This is a genomic window from Auritidibacter ignavus, assembly GCF_029853775.1.
In the GTDB taxonomy this organism is placed as follows: domain Bacteria; phylum Actinomycetota; class Actinomycetes; order Actinomycetales; family Micrococcaceae; genus Auritidibacter; species Auritidibacter ignavus.
In genome coordinates, this window is sequence record NZ_CP122564.1 from 72,289 (window position 1) to 90,937 (window position 18,649).

The following is an 18,649-nucleotide window of genomic DNA, read 5'->3' on the forward strand; positions in this document are numbered from 1 at the left end:
TCTTCGTGTTGTTTTTTCGGTAAAAGGCGAACACCGCCTGTGTCTGTTGGTCTGGTGGTATTGGTCAGAATGGGGTGACGCTGGTCAACTGATCTCTACCAGGCAGTTTCTTGGCTACAGGGAGCCCAATCCTCAGGACAGGTAGTACGGTCCGATTCAAACGGGGATGAAATCCACGACATACCTGCGCACAACGTACCTGCATGTGGCGCCCTGTGAGCCCTTCCACTGTATTCAGCTCGTGCTCCAAGTGACGTGATTTGTGCGGCTGGGGACCACGCCTTGGGGTGTCAGGATGTCATGTATCAGTCATAATTAATGGTAATGATTCGTATTAGCTATACTGACGGAGTACTCATGATCACCGAGGCGTTTAACGCTAGAAAAGAATGAGACTATGCAAAATCACTCATTACAGGCTCGGCCTCAGGCCGGGCGCTCGCACCGAGCACTCACGACAACCGCCGTTGTGAGCGTGCTAGGTCTGTTGATGGCGCTGCTGGGACTCACCAGTCTCCCGGTTTCGGCAGCGACCGCTACCCCCTCACAGCCTGAGGAAACATCTCGTCCAGTCGTGCTCGATAAAGGGCACGTGGACGCGTTCTACCTCCACGCCAAAGATGGCAAACCCACACTCTCGTTGAAAGAAGACGTGACCGGTCATGGCGTGATGCATGACCCGGAGACAGTCCAGTTGGACGTTGTGGAACAGGCGAAGATGACTCTCCCCGCCGTTCCAGCTGTGCCGGAGGCCCTCCATGAAGCCGAGGTGTACTACCTGCCGTTGAACCAGAACCCCCAGATTGTATGGCCGGGCTGGGACAACCAAGGGCTGCGCGGAACGGGCTACGACCAGTCTGATATCGAAATTCTCGACGTGTCGGGACCGGGCGAGGTTTACCTGTGGACCCAAAAAGGCCTGGGCGAACTGGATTCGTTACTGACCGACGATGGGTATAAACTTCCCGGTACCATTCACCAGGACTATCACGCCCACGTGCATGCGAACTGGGCGTTCACCAAGGCTGGCTACTATGACTTGACGGTCCGCGGTGTGGCGATCAACTCCGAGACTGGAGAGCGGGCCCCCACCGAGGAAAAAACCTACCGTTTCCGCGTCGGGGACTTCCAGGAGTCTACCCCTGAACCAATCCCTGACCCGGAAAACACTCCCACGGTGGAACCGACGACCCAGGCGCCTACTCAGCCGGAAACACCGTCGCAACCTACAGACTCGCAGACTCCGGGTGATGACGGTACCCCCGGCCAGGACACCTCTCCATCGCAACAGCCGAGCGAGTCACAGCAGCCCTCACCGTCTGCATCGGACAAACCCAAGCCCTCACCGAGTCAGGGTAAGCCCGCTGACGACGAGATCTGCTGGGATGGACTCAAACTGGACCACGGCCACGTCGATATGTTCAATTTGGAAATGATCGACAAGAAGCCGACCTTGACGCTGAAAGAAGATGTCACTGGGTCGGGTGTGATCCATGACCCAGCAGATGTCGAACTCAACGTCAAGGACAAGGCTCAGACCACCTTGCCCAAGTCTGATGGCATCCCCGCTGAACTTGCCGGCAAATCCGGATACTATCTGCCTCTTCTTCAGGACGATTCGTTGATCTGGCCTGGCTGGGATAGCCAAGGACTCAATGGTACCGACTACAGCTCAGTGGACTTCAAGATTGAACAGGTCACCGGTCCTGGCGAGGTTTACTTGTGGAGCTCGGGGGGCCTGGGAGGAGTCCAGTCGCTTCTGACCGGGGATTCCTACAAGCTGCCGGGTACGATCCACCAGGATTACCTTGCGCACGTTCACGCCAATTGGTTCTTTACCAAGCCCGGGGCCTACTTCCTCCGCGTCTCAGCTGAGGCCCACAACGAAAAAACTGGTCAGTCCGAAAAGACCAATGCCGCTACCTATCTGGTGACCGTTGGCGCGGACCTTCCGGAGGGTTATAACAAGTGCCCGAAGCACCGCGACGACAAGGTGGGCACCACTCCTGACAACAAGCCGGCAGACCAGGGCAACGACAGCTCGAAGAAGCCCGGAAACGGTTCCGGCGGCGGCTCCGGAGAGGATTCCGGCCCAGCCGGAGGTAGCGACGGTGACCATGGTGGCTCCAACGGGGCTGGCTCTGACGATGCCGGCGACCAGGACTCTTCCGGAACCGGTGCTGACGGCGCTGGAACCGGTACTGGCGGTGAAGCTAGTGCCGGTAACGGTGGAGGATCGGGCGGTGCTGGGGCAGGTTCGGCCCAGCAACAGGCTCCTCAGTGCTTGCCGGTTGAAGAATGGAACCGCCAATACGGTCAGGGCCGCGAGGTCGTGCCTCCGGGCGATGCCAGTGGCAGTCAGGATGGCACTGCGAAGGACGGTGCTACCAGGGCCGAACAGGGTGAGCAGGCTACTGGTCTGAGCGCCGGCGAAGGACACTTCGATCTGGGCCCGGTTGTCGAAGATGGCAAGTTTGTTGCCAAGATGAAGGACGATCGGACGGCTCCGCCGGTATGGCGCAATGCTGAGGACCTCACGTTTGTTCTCGGTGATGCTGCGTTGCGTTCAGCTGATAGTCTTCCGGGCGATCTGGAATATGTGGCAGAGTCTGGCAAGGACGTCTACATGATTCAGCAGGTTCAAGAACCCGGCGTGCCGTGGGTGGGATGGAATACTCAGCACGAATCTGTGGTCAATGGTCCTGGCTCTCAGGGTGTGACCATGAGTTTGGAGAATGTGGAGGGCCCTGGTGAGCTGGCGGTGTTCCTTAACGGGAACTTCGGGCAGCTGGTTGGTGAGAAGGTGTTCGACACTGTTGGTGGCCCCAAGAGCTACCAGATTCCGGCCAACACCCACCAACATGGCAACTGGGTGTTCACCGAACCGGGTACCTATAAGGTCTCGCTGAAATTCGAGGCCAATGGCCAGTCTGCTACCGGCACCTACACCTTCCAGGTGGGAGCTGAGACCGCTCGCAGTGCGTCGGTAGCTACCCCGAAGGACGAGAATACCGACCAGGATCTCGCCCAGGGTGACCAACAGGACGCCGAGCAGAAGAGCGACGAGAGCTCCGCGCCGGCTACCTCTGTGGCTCCTAACGGTCAGGAATTGACCGCCGGTCAGGGGCTGACTCCGGAGGGAACTCCGTGCACCTTGGCGAAGACTGGTGCTGACGAACAGGTATTGAGCATGGTCGGGATCGGTGCGGGTGTTGTGGCACTCGGAACCGCCGCGTTGCTCTACGCGCGTCGACGCGCAACACTGAACGCTGTCGGTACCGTGGACGAGCATGCCCAGAGCTAAAGCCTGGGTTGCCACGGCGATCACCGCCGCACTCGCACTGACCGGGTGCGGCGGTGTATCGACCGGCAGTTTGTCCACGCCCGAAAAGCCTTCGGTTGTGACCACGACCGGTATCCTGGCTGATCTGACCCGCAATGTGGTCGGTGACCGGATGGATGTGGAACAAATCGTGCCTGAAGGCGCCGACCCGCATAGCTACGAGCCCACGCTACGAGACGTGCGTCAGATTGCCTACGCTGATGCGGCGTTTTCGAACTACATGTTGCTTGAGGACCAATCGGTGATCCGCACCTTGGACGCCACGATCCGAGAGGATGTCCCGAACGTGGCCCTGGCAGAATCGGCGATCAAATATTCCGCAGAGGTTATTCCGCTGGTGGAAAATGTCTCCTTGGACACCATCTGGCTGGGCATGCGCGCTCAAGGCGACGGCTTACAGAACCCCGAGCTGTCCGGGGTGACGCGCAGTTCCACTGTCGAACTAACGGCCACCGATTTCTCAGGACCAGGAGATCTCGTTGCCTATCTGACAGAGTCTTTCGGCAACCCGCGGTTTTACATCGACACCTCCGATGGAATTGACCACCAGGATCACGCCCAGCTTCCTCTCGATGCCCACACGCATATGTCGTGGGCGTTCAACGAGCCTGGCGTGTACCAGCTCACCGTCAACGCTACGGTGAACATCGACGACTCATCTGAGGCACAGCCCCTGGCGGAGGACAAGACCGTCACTTTTGCTGTCGGCGTCAATCCGCACGAGGTCGATGACAGCGCGCAGGTGTTGGACGAGGGACACGCTGATATATCCGCCAATGTCGACACCGGCGAGATTGAGGTGCTCTACGACCCCAGTGGGGGAGGCGAGCACGTACAACAAGCCTATGACCCCGAAGACGTGGTCATCAGTGTTCCCACTCAAGCGCTGGAAGAAATTCCACCGGACCCCTCCTTCCGATTCCTGGGGCGGACCGGAGAACAGATCTACCAGTTGCCCCAAGCCGTCCTGGGTGCTCACGTCCACGGTGAGATTGATCCGCACCTGTGGCATGACGTGTCCAACGCCATCGCCTACGTCAAGGTCATTCGCGATACCGTGGTCGAGATCGATCCGGACAACGCTGAGTACTATCGCGCTCACGCCGCAGAGTACATTGCCGAGCTCGAAGAGCTTGACGAACAGGTAGCAACCACGATCGAGGAGATCCCGGAAGCTCAACGTCATCTGGTGACCACACACGACGCGTTCGGATACCTCGGACATGCCTATGACGTAGACATCGCGGGATTTGTCACCCCTCAGCCCTCGACCGAGCCTTCTATTCAGCAACGTCGCCGGCTGGTGGAAACCATCCAGAACCTTCAAATTCCGGCGGTATTCCTCGAGCCCGGCCTCATTTCACGGTCCAACGTGCTGGTCCAAACAGCGCATGACTTGGATGTGGAGATCTGCACGATCTACGGTGACGCCTTCGACGAGGAAGTGAACACCTACGTGGACATGATGCGCTTCAACGCCCACTCACTGAAAGACTGCCTGGGCTAAACCGGGCTCCACCGCACGAGACGAAAGAACACGACCAGTGATAACCCTTCCGACCCCTGCTAGCCCGCACGACGGGAACCTCACTTTTTCTCATGCCCTCCACGCGGTCCGTGGCATCAGCCGATCCCTGGCGACAGTGGTGCTGGGATTGTGCACCCTGGTGTCTTTCGGTGCAGTACCGGCTGTCCCGGCGCATGGGGCCACCGAAGATGCGGCGTTGGAACAGCATGTGGACGCCGATGAAAATATTGGCGAGGACCAAACCGTCATCACCTCCGGCCACGTGGACGTCGGCCCCCGGGTGATTGATGGGCAGTGGCAGTTGATGGCCCGTGACGATACCGCCCAACCGGCCACCTGGCGGTACTTCGACGATATCGTCTATCACCTCCCAGACGACGCAAGGCAACCGGCGCCCGAGGACGAGAACTATAGCTTCGTCCCCGCAGAGCCCGGCCAAGATGTATACCTGATTCCTCAAACCGAGAACCACCAGGTGCCCTGGCTGGGCTGGAACACCCAAGATCCGGCGGCCGTGGCACAGATGGCCCGTGGCATGACCTTGCGACTGACCGGTGTGGAGGGTCCCGGGGATTTCGTCTTGTTCCTGCAGAACGGTAATTTCGATCCACCGCAGAAGCTATGGGACTCCACCACGATTGGCGAGGAAGAACAAGAGATCTGGGCCGATACCAATACCCACGTGCATGCCAACTGGGTCTTCACTGAGCCCGGCGTCTACCTGTTGCACGCTGAGATTGACGTCCCCTTAACCGACGGAGAGACCGTGACCACCGCAGGAACGTTGCGCTTCGCTGTCGGCAGTCAGACCAATCCCCAAGAGGCCTTTGATGCCCAGCCAGCGACCACATCTGACGGTGAGGGTCAGCAGGCAGCAGAACAGTCCGAAGCCGATGGGGAGACTGCCGCCGGCGCTCATGCCTCCGAGGAGGGTAAGGGTGATCAGACCACACTTATTGCCATCGTGGTTGGCGTGGTGGTGTTGGTGCTGATCGTAACCATCATCCTCACCGTCGTTCGCACCTCCCGGGCACGGCGCCAGGCTGAGCGACAGGACGCTGAGGCATGACCGAGGCAAAACAGAAGGCTGACGCAACGCGACTCACCGTCGAGAATCTTTGGGTGGATCTCGGTTCACGTTCGGTGTTGAACAACATCTCGATGCGTGTCGAGGGCGGGGAGCAGGTCGGTCTCATTGGCCCCAACGGGGCCGGTAAGACCACCCTGATGCGCTCGATCCTCGGCCTGGTTCCCACACGCCAAGGGCAGGTGAACTACACCGACTCACACGGCAACACGACACTGCGCAACCGGGTGGGGTATGTGCCACAACGTCATGAATTTTCCTGGGACTTCCCGCTGAGCATTCAGGACGTGGTGCTGTCCGGACGAGTCGGGACCATCGGGTGGTTCAAACGCCCCACAGTCAACGATTTTCGGGCGGTCAACCGGGCTATCGCCCGGGTTGATCTTAGCGATCTGGCCCACCGCCCCGTCGGAGCGCTCTCGGGCGGTCAACGACAGCGCGTGCTAGTGGCCAGAGCTCTCGCGCTGGAACCCGAGCTGTTGTTATTGGATGAGCCCTTCACCGGCCTGGACATCCCCACTCAGGAACTCCTCCTGGACTTGTTTAGCGAGCTCGCCCAAGAAGGCAGAGCGTTGTTGATGACCACCCACGACCTCGCGAGCGCATTGCATACGTTTGATCGTCTCTACCTGATTAACCGCACGGTGACCGCCTCGGGTACTCCGGCACAGCTCAGGGATGAGAACATTTGGCGCTGCACGTTCGGGTTCAGCGAGAATTCGCAATTGCTGCAAGCCCTCGGCCTCAACTCCGAGGCCTCTGCCCGTTCTGCCGTGTAGCACACCGTCTTGAAGGACCCTTCATCATATGGACTTTCTCAGCTTTCCGGAGTTTCTACAGGACCTCACCAACCCCTTGTTGTCATTTCTTCCCAAAGCCCTACTCGTCGCGGTTCTCTCCGCGCTGGTCTGTGGGATTGTCGGGAACTACGTGGTGTTACGTGGCATGGTCTTTATCGGGCACGCCGTGGCTCACTCGGTGTTCCCCGGACTGGCCATCGCCTTTATCCTGCAGGGATCACTGGTCTTGGGAGGCATGATCGCTGCGGTGATCACCGCGATCCTGGTGGCCGTGTTCTCACAGAACCGGCGGTTGAAAGAAGATTCGGTGATCGGTATCTTTTTCGTGGCCGCTTTCGCCCTGGGGATTGTGATCATCTCGTTCTCACCGGCGTACTCGGGCTCCCTGGAATCATTCCTCTTTGGCTCGATTACCGGCATCCCGACTTCTGATATCTACGTGGTCGCCGGAGCCGCCGTGCTGATTCTGGGTACCCTATTCCTCTTGCATAAAGAATTGGTCGCGGTATCCCTAGACCGGGAAATGGCTGCGGCAGCAGGCTTGCCTGTGCTGGTACTCGACGTGATTCTCTATGTGCTGGTCTCGGTTGCTGTGGTGGTCTCAGTCCAGGTGATCGGCAATATTCTCGTGGTCGCTCTGCTCGTGATCCCGGCCGCCAGCTCACGACTGGTGACCGACCGTCTCGTGGTGATGATGGTGCTTTCCCCGGTGATCGGGGCAGTCTGTGCCTTTCTGGGACTCTATCTGTCCTGGGCCGCCGATTTGCCTACCGGGGGAACGATCGTCTTGGTGGCCACCGCCGTCTTCCTCTTGCTGTGGCTCGTGGCTCCACACCATGGACTACTGGGCCGATTGCTGGCCTCTCGTAAGCCCACAGCACGCAGTGTCGAATCCAGCACTGCTGCCACGGTTTAAGAGCACGACCCAGGCGTGCTTCGGAGTCGGGCTCAGTTCCTGAGCTCGCCACGCCACGGCCCCGAGAACAGTACCAGCGCTGTTCTCGGGGCCGAAGCGTGAGAAAAGGATGAGATCAGATAAGAGAACCTTAGGCGTTCTTCGTCTCTGAGTCCGGGGTGTATTCCAACTGAGCGAAGAGTTCCTCTTCGGATTCCCCACCCTGCAACGCCTGAGAACCATTGGAGGACTGACCGGCCTTCAACGCTGCCAGCCGGGCTTCCACCTCGCTCTTCTCACCTAAATCCTCCAAGGCTTCAAACTGGGCGTCCAGACTGGAGGAATTCAGTTCCTCCATGCCTCGTACGCGGGCTTCTTCGCGCCGGATCTTCTCTTCGAAGCGATCCACCTCACTGGTGGCATCATAGGAGCTCAGCGAACCAATGGCTTCCTGGACCTTGGACTGGGCCTGCGCCGACTTCGCACGAGCCACCAGCTCATCACGCTTGGAGGTGATCTCGCTGAGCTTCTTATTCATCTGCTGCAAACCGGACTTGAGCCGATCAACGACTTCACGCTGAGACTCAATAGCCGGCTCCGAGCGTTTGGCCGCTTTCTCAGCGTGCATCTGACGTTCCAGAGCGATCTTGGCGAGGTCATCGAATTTATCCGCTGAGGAGCCATCGCTGTCTTGACGGAACTGATCAGCTCGTTGCGAGGCAGCCAGTGCCTTCTGTCCCCAGGATTTTGCCTGCTCAATCTCTTCCCGGTGGTCATCTTCCAGCATCCGCAGGTTGCCGATGGTCTGGGCCACGGCGGCTTCAGCTTCTTTAATGGAGGCGGTGTAGTCACGCACCATCTGGTCCAACATCTTTTGCGGGTCCTCTGCTCGGTCGAGTAACGCATTGATGTTAGCCTTCGCTAGGGTCGCGATACGGCCGAAAATTGATTGCTGTGCCACAGGAAACCTCTCTAGGGTATCGGGATCAGGGATACGATATTGATGATTGCTTTAACTCTACGAAGCCAGACGACAAAGGACCAGAACCAATCTCGTGGTTTAGCTGAGGGCCTCAGCCTAGCGACGACGTCGCGACGCTCGACGACTCCGTGAACCCGCCCGATGTTTCATGGGGAAGGGGATGCCACTGCTGATAGACCCGGTGGAGCTTCGGTCCCATCTCGTGCGCCCCATCCCGATCGGGTAGCTAGGATCGAAGCCATCATCGGGCTCGCTGTGAGCGATCTCGGCGGCCTGATCAGCTAATTGAGAAGCGCGGCGGGCGTTGTTCAAGGCATCGATGGGATCTGTCTCGGCCCGTTGCTCGGCGGTTTGGAGTGCGGACTGGGCTTCATTGAATTTGGCACGAGCGCTATAGCCGATATATCGACCACGCCTGCCAATGTAGTCAGAGCTACCGCGCACTTTGGCTCGAGCTTGTTGCAACTCTTTACCCAGCGCGGTCCGGGCGCGGGCCAGTTTATCGTGGTAGTTCTGGATAAGCTCGAGTCGCTCAGCGAGCCGCTGGTGGGCCTGGGACAACCGGTCCAAGAGCTTCTCCGGATCGATCTTGTCCTGCTGGAGCCCAGCTTTCACTTCATCGATCGCCTGACGTAGGCCTGTCGTCGGGGGGCGCAAATTGCTGTAGTCGTCCTGCTCCATCAGCGCCTCAGCAGCCAAGATATCTTGTTCTGAGTCGACAAGTCCGGCGTTGAGATTCTCCACTGCGGTGGAAAGTTGGACCTCTTTGTGCAGGATCCCTTCGGCAAGCGAACGGAGATTCACGGCACGGTCCCAGCCCTGCCGAATAGCCAGTGTTGCTTGAGACCGATCCCCGGCGTTCAACAATTCGGCGGCCTGATCGATCGTGCCACGCAGTTCAGCGATCCCGCTGATGAGATGACGATGATTATTGGAGACCTCTTCTAAACTCGGCCCCTGATACTGCTCGGTCAGTCGCTCTAATACCAGGCGCCCTGGTCCAATCTTCAGGTCAATATCGTCGGCCTCGTAGCGGAGCTTGCGTAGCCCCTCTTCGGCAGAATCCTCTAGACCCCGCAACTTGTCGAAGAACGCCTCTTGCTGTTCCAAGACCTCATCAACTCGGTTGGCGGTGGCCAGAACTTCTTCGAGTTGCTGACGGGCTTGGTGCTCTGGGATCTCCGTGAGCTGACGTTCCACCTGTTGACTGGTCCGAAACGCTTGCAAGAGTGATTCTTTGGCCTGTTGGACCTTCAGGTGGAATTCCTCGACCGCCTCTTCACCATAGGAAGCCATCGCGAAACCGACCTCTTCTTCAGCGCGATGGATACTGTGATCGGCCTCGAGTAGCTCGAGATTGGCCTGCTGAAAAAGGTCGTCTAGTGGGATCCGAGCTTTACTCTCTGGGCGAGTGCGCTCACGCGACCGCTGGCCGGATCTACCCTGGCCGAAACGTTGATCCGACCACAATTTCGGGCGGCGAAGGATTCGCACCAAGCCTCCCACCACGACGATCAGAAATACCGCCACAACGATCAGGCTAAACATCGACACGGTGAAGGAAGCCAGGGGCATTACTGGAGTCACATTACTCACTCCTTCGGACCGGACAGGTTACCTGACGTCACCTGGCCTACTGTGACATCAGGGTGGACTGGTGACCCTTTAGAGTGTACGGGGTAGCGCTGTTAAAGTGCACGCTCCACGGTATCGAGACAGCATCCAGCTAACGTCCAGTTGCTACTCTCAGAACCTCCAGAAACGTAGGGGAGAATGATCTCCAGCTCACCTGAGTCAAGGCCCTGAAATGGAAGGACATCAACAACCCATGAGCGAGTCTGGCAATCTGAATAACTCTCAGAACCCGGAAAACAGTTCCTCCCAGCCTGGTGGCAACATGCCACCGTTTCCGTCGCAACGACCTGCGGGTGCCCCGGCCACGCCATCCGAGGCCGATGAATCCACCGGCCCGGTCTTTCCACCGGCTGGTGCTGAGCAGAACGCTCAGTCCCCGGGACAGCCACCGTATGCGACTGCACCCCTCGACGGGGCTTCGGCGCTTGGCCCATCCGACCAGACTGGCTCAGCTCAACACGGTCACGACGCGCCCGAGCAACAGCACAAAAAAAGTTTCGGTTTGCCGGCAGTGCTGACCATTGCGTTACTGGCCGGCTTACTCGGCGGCGGGATCGGCGCAGGCGCACTGTACGGGTTTTCTGCGCTCAACGATGATTCCTCAGGCGTGTTTAGCGCTCAGGACCGCAGCGGGGATCGCTCCGGGAACACCGGCGGGGTCAACCGTGAAGAAAACACCACTCTGGTCACGGACGCGGCAGCGACGGCATCGCCTTCGGTGGTGACGATTTCGGCGGCGTCTTCCTCCGGGGCGGGGAGTGGCTCCGGGGTGATATTGGATGATCAAGGCCATATTCTGACCAATACCCACGTGGTCACCCTCGGGGGTGCCACCGGTGATGCCGAGCTCAGTGTGCAAACCGCAGACTCCCGTGTTTACACCGCAGAAGTCGTGGGCACCGACCCGCTCAGCGACCTGGCTGTCATCAAGATCGATGCTGAGGGACTCACGCCGATTGAGATGGGATCCTCCTCCGATCTCAACGTCGGAGATCAAACCATCGCGATCGGTGCTCCGCTGGGTCTTTCGGGGACCGTCACTGACGGTATCGTCTCCCAAATGGATCGCACCATCGCGGTCCAGTCTTCGGCGGCTCCGGAACCAGACAGTGGGCCGGGATCCGGAGGTGACGACGATGGGCTGTTCGAGTTCCATTTTCCTGGACAGCAAGAACAGTCGCAGTCCTCGGGCGTCATCCACATCAACGTGATTCAGTCCGATGCTGCCATTAACCCGGGTAACTCCGGTGGCGCGTTAGTGGATTCTCAAGGACGGTTGATCGGTATTAACGTCGCCATCGCCTCGGCCGGTGGCTCATCCGGTGGTGAACAAGGCAATATCGGTTTGGGCTTTGCTATTCCGGTCGATTACGCCCAGCGTGTGGCCGGTGAACTGATCGAAAACGGTGAAGCCACTCACGGTGCCCTCGGTGTGTCGGTCACCCCTGAGGCTGCACGCACCGACGGGTCAGAATCCGCCGGTCCGTTGGCCCCCGGATCTGGCGGTGGGGGAGCCTTCGCCGCTGGCGCTCGCGTGGTGGATGTCGCCGACGGATCGCCGGCCGATGAAGCCGGTATTCAAGAAGGTGATGTCATTACCTCCGCCGACGGTAAACCCACCGCGGATTCTCAGGCGCTGACTGCCACGGTTCGTGAGCACGCCGCCGGGTCGGAAATTACCTTGGGTGTTACCCGTGACGGCGAACAGCAAGAAGTTCAGGTGACCCTCGGTGATGAATCCCAGCTGGGCAACTAAGCTAGTCTGAGATCTGCGCTGAGACGGCGCACCGGAACACACGAGTAGAAGACAGGCCACTGTGAGCGCAAATTTGTTGACACTTGATCCCGCCACGTTCGTGCAACAGCACACGATTAGATCGGTGTTGGCCATTGGAGCTCATCCCGACGACCTGGATTTCGGGGCAGCCGGAACCCTAGCGGGTTTGGTAGCCTGCGGGGTCCAGGTTCGTTATGGGATTGTCACCGACGGCGACGCCGGGGGCTTCCACGACCAGGAACGCAGTGCCCTGGCAACTCAACGCCAACACGAACAACGAGTGGCTGCCGAGACGATCGGGGTCAGCACGGTGGACTATTTAGGGTATCGGGACGGGGCAGTGGTCCCGGGCCCGGACCTGGAAGAAGATCTGGTGCATCTGATGCGTGAGATGAGACCGGATCTGGTGCTGGCCCCGCACCCGGAGCGCGACTGGTCGTCCCTGCAGAAGTCTCATCCGGATCATCTGGCCACCGGAGAAGCGGTCACTCGTGCCATCTATCCGGCGGTCGAAAACCCCTTCGCATTTCCGCGTTTGGCTCAGCACGGGTGGGACGCGGTCAAGATCCGTTATCTCATGCTCTACGGTGCACCCGCTACACGACATACCGTGCGCATGGATGTCACCGATTTTGTGGGGCAAAAATTGGCGGCCTTGGACTGCCACGCATCACAGCATCCGGATCCGGAGTGGATGCATCAGCGGGTCGCCGAGCAACTCGAGGCAAATCACCCAAATCCGTCGCGAGCCGCTGAACTCTTTCACCTGGTGACCGTCAACGGGGAGCTGACCTTCGCTGGCTTTTAGCGACTACTAATGCAAATCGATCTGGACCAGTGGCTCGGTGGTGGGGTAGTCTGAGCCGTTCTCAGGCTCAATGGTGACCCAGAGCTGCTCGTAGCCGTTGACCCCACGGAATTGGACATGGCGGTCTTCCATTTGGGTGGCATCGTACTGGCCGAGCGAAGAGGGAGAGTCGCCGGCAGATGCAAAGAGCCAGACCTGATAGGTTTGGTCAGCTCCCAGATCTGGCACCGAGGAGAAGGACAGGTATGCCACGTCTTCATCCCGGGAGAGGTGGGCTTGCACGGTACCGCCGGCGTTGAGATCTTGAGGCGAGGTCAGCTGGGTATCGTGGGCGTCATCGACGGTGGAAACGATATCGTCGCTGGAGGCCAGAAGCGTCGAGATGGCAATGACGGCAGCCAGCAAGAGGGCAATGACCACCGCCCAGATGATTTTACGCTTAGTACCGCTGGCCGGCTCAGGTTCGGGTTCGTGCGTATCAAACTGCTCGACGAAGCCGACCCCAAGATTCTGCTCTGGCAAGGATTCCAGTAGCTGATCGAGCATCCAAGACTCCGGTTCGGTAGTCAGTCGGCGGAACCCCCACGCTAGGCTGCGTTGCAAAAGGCTGATGCGTAGTTGCCACTGTTCTTTTTTTTCCCGGCCCAGCCGGTGAACGTGGCTATCAATGGCGATGCGCTCGTCTTCATCGATTGAGTTGGTGGCCACCAGAGCAGCCAATTCGTCGACCAGGCCAGACTCCAAATCGGTGGTAATCGATTGTGAAAAGGTGGGACTCTGGCCGGTGCGTGCGGTGACCTCCGGGGTAACCGGTTTTGCCAGAATCGGATCTTGAGTGGTGTCAGAGACCCCGGTGACCGCTGCAATATAGCGTTGTGACAACCGCGAACAGGTATCACGTAACCGTGATTTTAGGGTGGGAACTCCCACTCCTAGCTCCCGAGCTGCTTCCGGGTAGGAGCGGGCTCCTAGCCAGATGATGGTCAACGCGCGCAACTGGGCCTCAGACAGTCCGTGCAACTCCGGCAGTTCGGCGGCCAGGGGGAGCAACCCGGCTTCGTCGTTGATCTCGGTGAAATGCCCGGCATGAATGAGCTCAGCGAAGGTGCGCTGGGCGAGTGAAATAATCCAGGTGGCAGCAGTACGGTTCCGGGCGGTTTCATCGCTAGCGTCCAGAGTGAAATCGAGATTAAAGTGGGGCGCTTGCTCCCATAAGGTGGTGAACACCGAGACGGTAGCTTCGCCGGCCTGTTCTTGGGTGGTCAGCAGAGCGCGAGCAAAACCATAAACCGAGGGTGCGGAGGTATCAAAAAGTGCTGCGAAGGCCGCACGGTCGCCTTCACCGGAAAGCTGGAGGAGTCGGGCAATACCCGGTGTTTCAGTCTGCATCGTCATTCCAGCATAGAAAGATTTCGCCACCTGCGTCGCTAGGCCACGCCCTGAAACCTTAATTCATTCGTGATGTTTAGGCTCCACCGGCGAAGCCGAACTGGCGCCAGGCCTCATAGGTGACAATGGAGGCCGAATTGGCCAAATTCAGGGAGCGTCGTCCCGACTGCATCGGGATCCGGACCCGATCGGTGATGCCAGGATGTTGCAGTGTTGTTTCGGTCAGCCCGGTGGATTCTTTGCCAAAGAGTAAGACATCCCCGCGACGGTATTGAATCTCGGTGTACAGACAGGTGGCGTGGGAGGTGAAGGCAAAGACCCGCTCGGGGGCCAGTGCGTGGAAGGCGGTGTCCACATCCGGATGGATCGTGACGACCGCCAAGTCGTGGTAATCCAGGCCTGCCCGGCGGAGATGGGCATCGGCGAAGTTGAATCCCAGTGGTTCGATCAGGTGCAACTCGGCACCGGTAATGGCCGCTAACCGGATGGCATTACCGGTATTACCGGGAATTTCGGGGGCTTCGAATACGATCCGGAATCCCGGGTTGGCGGTGTCGGGATGCAGACTGGCCTGGGTGTGCGGGTTGGTGTCGTGCCGGTCGGGAGCGGACATGGCGGGTGTTTCTTCTTCCTATGGAGTCATGACTACTGTGTCATGTCGACGGAGTCTGGTGTCGCTGTCTAGCGCGCGGGATGGGAGCGGTCTTTCGGGAACGGCGACATGGCCACCAGCGATCCCAACAGGTTCCGATCGAGCACATGGTGTTGGTGGTCGACGCCGAGGAACATTTTCAGATGTCGGATGGTGTTATTCAGGTTTGCCGGCACATCTTCGAGCCCGCAGGAAGTCTGGTGCGGCCCGGTACTGGTGACGTCCGGGGCAAACGGGTGCTGATCCGATGGGATGAGTGCGACAAAATGGCCCACGGTCAATTCCGGGAACAAGGTGGCTAGCTCAGCCAGGGCAGAAGGGGACCGGGTGGCATCAGCTGGCAGAGAGACCGGTCGATTCTCGGCGAATAATCGTCCCCCGTCCCACTGGTAGACTCCCGGCGATGCTTTCATCAGCCACACACAGGCCAGCCGATAACCGCACAACACTACCATGGGGATCTGCGTCGACGGGGGAGGGTTTGTTCCGAGCAAGGACCTAGCATTATCGCGACGGTGGTTTTTCAAATGACGGGTGAGTTCCTTGGTTTTCAGGCCCAGCACGATGCGGGCCGCCGGTAGTGCTTGACGTAGCGAGGGGGCCACGGTGCTGGCGACCTGCGCGTAGGCACCGCTGCGACCAGAGGAAAATAAACCGGTAGGAACACGGCCGATCACCGAGGATTCGACCAGGGTGGCATCGACGATCACGCTGGTCTTTCCCAGCTGAACCGTCACCGGCCCCTGAGCCAAAGACGGTACGACGGTGACCGGTTTCGGGGTCTGGCGGGAGGACTGTTGCCTCGTGGTGGACGATGTCGCCGAGGTGCCTGTGGCCCGTGAGGAACCCGCTGACCGTGGCGAGCGCGTCCGGGCATCGCGGTGAAACTCTGCCCGGGCTTCGGCGGTTCCGATCAGTTCCCAGGCACGGGTGACGAGGTCGAACTGTGCCGGATCACCGCCCAGATCCGGGTGGGCCTGACGTTGCGCCTTGCGGTACCCGGCCTTAATTTCGTCCTGACTTGCGTCAGCACACACCCCGAGTACCTCATAAGGGTTGGGGGAATTCGGGAAATCAGAGGTTGACACGGTGAGAATCATACCGAAACCCGGTGCGCTATCCCGCTAGGTTGCTCTGTTGCACACCACGGCAATCGAGGGTGATGGTCCAGGAGTTTTAGACTGGAGACTGTGAATACTTCCGCAGATCGTGTCTACCTTGACCATGCCGCCACCTCGCCCACCCGGCCCGAGGCGATCGAGGCGTTTGTGGATCAATCCCAACGGATCGGCAATGCCTCGTCACTGCATACCGCTGGGCGTGGCACCAAGCTTCGGGTTGAAGACGCCCGAGACCGCCTGGCCGCCGTGTTGGGAGCTCACCCCACCGAGGTCATCTACACTTCCGGCGGCACCGAATCGGACAACCTGGGCCTGCAGGGCCTTTATCATGCTCGCCACCGCCGAGATCCCCGACGCCATCAGATTCTGTTTACCGGGATTGAGCACGCCGCCGTGATCGACACACTCGAAGCCCTGGAGGCCCACCACGGCGCCGAGCTGATTCAAGTCCCCGTCGATGCCACCGGCCGGGTAGAGGTCGAGGCATGGAAGGACGCCATTGATCAGCATGCCGATCAGCTGGCGCTGGCAACCATGATGTATGCCAATAACGAGATCGGTACCGTCCAACCGATTGCCGAATTGGCCGAGGCCACCGCAGCCGCGGAGCTACCCTTCCATGTGGATGCGGTGCAGGCGTTTGGTGCCCTGGAGTTACATTTCGACCACCCGGGGGTGACCACCATGGCTATTTCCGGACACAAAATTGGGGCGCCCATCGGTATCGGCGCGCTTCTGGTGCGTCGCGACGCCCAGGTAGCGCCAGTACTTTTTGGCGGGGGCCAAGAGCGCGATATCCGCTCCGGAACCATGGCCTCGGCACTGATCGTTTCCTTCACCGCAGCCGCCGAAGCTGCCACCGCCAACCAACAGGTCGAGCGCGAACGACTCAGCGGACTTCGGGATCGGTTGATCGCCGGAATCCAGCAGGCCATTCCAGAGGCACAGTTGCAAGGTGACCAGGACCGGGACCCGGAGACCGGGCAGCACGTGCCGGTGGGGACTCGTCGTCTGCCCGGCAACGTGCATTTTTGTTTCCCCGGTTGTGAGGGAGACTCGTTGCTGTTTGGACTGGATATGGCCGGCATTGAGTCCTCGACTGGTTCGGCCTGTACCGCTGGTGTGTCCCGTCCCTCTCATGTTGTGTCCGCCACAGGAGCCGATGAGCAGATGGCACGCTCAACCCAGCGGTTTTCGCTCGGCTACACCACCACCGAGGCTGATATTCAGGCCGTGCTCTCCGTCCTACCGGGCGTCTACGCCTCCGCTCAGCGGGCCGGAATGGCCGGGCAGGATTCTCATATTGTGACCGCCAACTCCCATCGGGGCTGACCGGGAATAGGTAGGGTGCTGGTGGTGTTACATCGAGCTGTTATGGTAGAGGCCCGGTGCCACACCATACGCAAGATCCGCACCATTCCACCACGGGAGAGAAAGGGCAAGAATCGTGAAAGTGCTTGCAGCCATGAGTGGCGGTGTCGACTCCTCAGTCGCTGCTGCCCGGGCGGTCGATGCCGGTCACGAGGTGGTCGGCGTACACCTGGCACTGTCAAGAATGCCAGGCACCCTCAGAACGGGGTCTCGCGGTTGTTGCACGATTGAAGACTCCCGTGACGCCTGGCGTGCCTGTGAGAAGCTGGGTATTCCGTACTACACGTGGGATTTTTCCGAGCGGTTCAAAGAGGATGTGGTCGATGATTTCATCGCCGAATATGCCGCCGGACGAACCCCAAACCCGTGCATGCGGTGCAATGAACGCATCAAATTCGCTGCCCTGTTAGAAAAGGCCCTCGCCCTGGGATTTGATGCGGTGTGTACCGGACACTACGCCAAGGTGATCGAAAACGACCAAGGCCACCTGGAGCTACACCGTGCCGCTGACGATGCCAAGGACCAGTCATATGTGCTCGGTGTGCTCACCGCAGAACAGCTCGAACACTGTCTGTTCCCCCTGGGGGATACCCCCTCGAAGTCGTTGGTGCGCGCTGAAGCCGCCGACCGCGGACTGTCGGTGGCGCAGAAACCAGACTCCTATGACATCTGCTTCATTCCCGAAGGTGATACCCGCGAGTGGCTCGAAGAGCACATTGAGATGCGTCCGGGGCAGATTGTCGACACCGCTGGGACCGCGCTAGGCCAGCATCGCGGTGCGCAGGCCTTTACGGTTGGACAGCGCAAAGGCCTGGGAATTGGCACGCCGGCCCCGGACGGCAAGCCACGGTTCGTCCTTGAAGTCCGGCCGAAAGAAAATGAGGTTGTGGTTGGTCCCCGCGCGATGCTCAACATCGACCGGATTACCGGAATCCGGCCATCCTGGGCGGGACAACCGCTCGACGAAGAGGCCACCGGTGAGTGGTTCGACTGCCAGGTGCAGGTCCGTGCTCACGCTGACCCGGTGCCTGGACGCGTCCGCGTCGCCAGCGATGAGGTCGATGGCGCTGAAGCCACGGTATGGCAGATGAAACTGGATGAGACCATCTCCGGGGTAGCCCCAGGTCAGACGGCGGTGGTGTATCAAGGCACCCGCGTGGTGGGACAAACCACCATCCACCGTGCGGTCAATGCAGAGCGTATGGGTGCTTGGGTATAACCTGTCGGCGACAGATCCGCGATACGTTGACTACAGTGAGTG

The 18,649-nt window shown here is 59.5% G+C and carries 14 protein-coding genes; 9 read left to right on the forward strand and 5 right to left on the reverse strand.

Annotated elements, in window-relative coordinates:
* Nucleotides 1-397 precede the first annotated feature (397 nt).
* Genes QDX22_RS00315 through QDX22_RS00335 form a run of 5 tightly spaced genes read left to right on the forward strand, consistent with a single transcriptional unit; the run spans nucleotide 398 to nucleotide 7,674 of the window.
* On the forward strand, nucleotides 398-3,304 hold the full coding sequence (locus tag QDX22_RS00315; protein ID WP_110100237.1) for a TIGR03773 family transporter-associated surface protein: 2,907 nt from the start codon (nucleotides 398-400) through the stop codon (nucleotides 3,302-3,304).
* On the forward strand, nucleotides 3,291-4,850 hold the full coding sequence (locus tag QDX22_RS00320; RefSeq protein ID WP_279673646.1) for an anchored repeat ABC transporter, substrate-binding protein: 1,560 nt from the start codon (nucleotides 3,291-3,293) through the stop codon (nucleotides 4,848-4,850). Before QDX22_RS00315 ends, QDX22_RS00320 begins: the two co-directional genes overlap by 14 nt.
* A gap of 37 nt (nucleotides 4,851-4,887) precedes the next feature.
* The gene (locus QDX22_RS00325; RefSeq protein WP_110098583.1) at nucleotides 4,888-5,940 is read left to right on the forward strand and encodes a choice-of-anchor M domain-containing protein; all 1,053 of its coding nucleotides are present in this window, start codon (nucleotides 4,888-4,890) and stop codon (nucleotides 5,938-5,940) included.
* Nucleotides 5,937-6,737: an anchored repeat-type ABC transporter ATP-binding subunit gene (locus QDX22_RS00330; protein ID WP_110100239.1), complete on the forward strand. Its 801-nt coding sequence runs from the start codon at nucleotides 5,937-5,939 to the stop codon at nucleotides 6,735-6,737. Before QDX22_RS00325 ends, QDX22_RS00330 begins: the two co-directional genes overlap by 4 nt.
* 28 nt (nucleotides 6,738-6,765) lie before the next feature.
* Entirely contained in the window at nucleotides 6,766-7,674 is a 909-nt protein-coding gene (locus tag QDX22_RS00335) for an anchored repeat-type ABC transporter permease subunit (RefSeq protein ID WP_110098585.1), read from the forward strand.
* A gap of 130 nt (nucleotides 7,675-7,804) precedes the next feature.
* On the opposite strand, the gene QDX22_RS00340 is transcribed toward QDX22_RS00335, so the two are convergent.
* Together QDX22_RS00340 and QDX22_RS00345 are read right to left on the reverse strand one after the other, a co-directional pair.
* Entirely contained in the window at nucleotides 7,805-8,614 is an 810-nt protein-coding gene (locus QDX22_RS00340; protein ID WP_110098586.1) for a PspA/IM30 family protein, read from the reverse strand.
* A gap of 117 nt (nucleotides 8,615-8,731) precedes the next feature.
* A complete protein-coding gene (locus QDX22_RS00345) occupies nucleotides 8,732-10,222 on the reverse strand; it encodes a coiled-coil domain-containing protein (protein WP_279717902.1) in 1,491 nt (496 codons plus the stop codon).
* A 241-nt stretch (nucleotides 10,223-10,463) separates the two neighbouring features.
* Here QDX22_RS00345 and QDX22_RS00350 point away from each other — a divergent pair, with 241 nt between their 5' ends.
* Together QDX22_RS00350 and QDX22_RS00355 are read left to right on the forward strand one after the other, a co-directional pair.
* A complete protein-coding gene (locus QDX22_RS00350; protein WP_279696035.1) occupies nucleotides 10,464-12,026 on the forward strand; it encodes a S1C family serine protease in 1,563 nt (520 codons plus the stop codon).
* Between the two features lie 61 nt (nucleotides 12,027-12,087).
* Entirely contained in the window at nucleotides 12,088-12,855 is a 768-nt protein-coding gene (locus QDX22_RS00355) for a PIG-L deacetylase family protein (protein WP_279717903.1), read from the forward strand.
* Between the two features lie 6 nt (nucleotides 12,856-12,861).
* Here the strand turns inward: QDX22_RS00355 and QDX22_RS00360 are convergent, their stop codons facing one another.
* The 3 genes from QDX22_RS00360 to QDX22_RS00370 form a co-directional block, all read right to left on the reverse strand.
* The gene (locus QDX22_RS00360; protein WP_158278414.1) at nucleotides 12,862-14,244 is read right to left on the reverse strand and encodes an anti-sigma factor domain-containing protein; all 1,383 of its coding nucleotides are present in this window, start codon (nucleotides 14,242-14,244) and stop codon (nucleotides 12,862-12,864) included.
* A 76-nt stretch (nucleotides 14,245-14,320) separates the two neighbouring features.
* The gene (locus QDX22_RS00365; RefSeq protein WP_110098590.1) at nucleotides 14,321-14,857 is read right to left on the reverse strand and encodes a tRNA (cytidine(34)-2'-O)-methyltransferase; all 537 of its coding nucleotides are present in this window, start codon (nucleotides 14,855-14,857) and stop codon (nucleotides 14,321-14,323) included.
* Between the two features lie 68 nt (nucleotides 14,858-14,925).
* A complete protein-coding gene (locus QDX22_RS00370) occupies nucleotides 14,926-15,984 on the reverse strand; it encodes a J domain-containing protein (RefSeq protein WP_279674895.1) in 1,059 nt (352 codons plus the stop codon).
* 102 nt (nucleotides 15,985-16,086) lie between these two features.
* Here QDX22_RS00370 and QDX22_RS00375 point away from each other — a divergent pair, with 102 nt between their 5' ends.
* Nucleotides 16,087-17,349: a cysteine desulfurase family protein gene (locus QDX22_RS00375; RefSeq protein ID WP_110098592.1), complete on the forward strand. Its 1,263-nt coding sequence runs from the start codon at nucleotides 16,087-16,089 to the stop codon at nucleotides 17,347-17,349.
* Between the two features lie 115 nt (nucleotides 17,350-17,464).
* Nucleotides 17,465-18,607, forward strand: a complete 1,143-nt coding sequence (gene mnmA, locus QDX22_RS00380) for a tRNA 2-thiouridine(34) synthase MnmA (protein WP_110100246.1) — start codon at nucleotides 17,465-17,467, stop codon at nucleotides 18,605-18,607.
* Nucleotides 18,608-18,649: the final 42 nt, after the last annotated feature.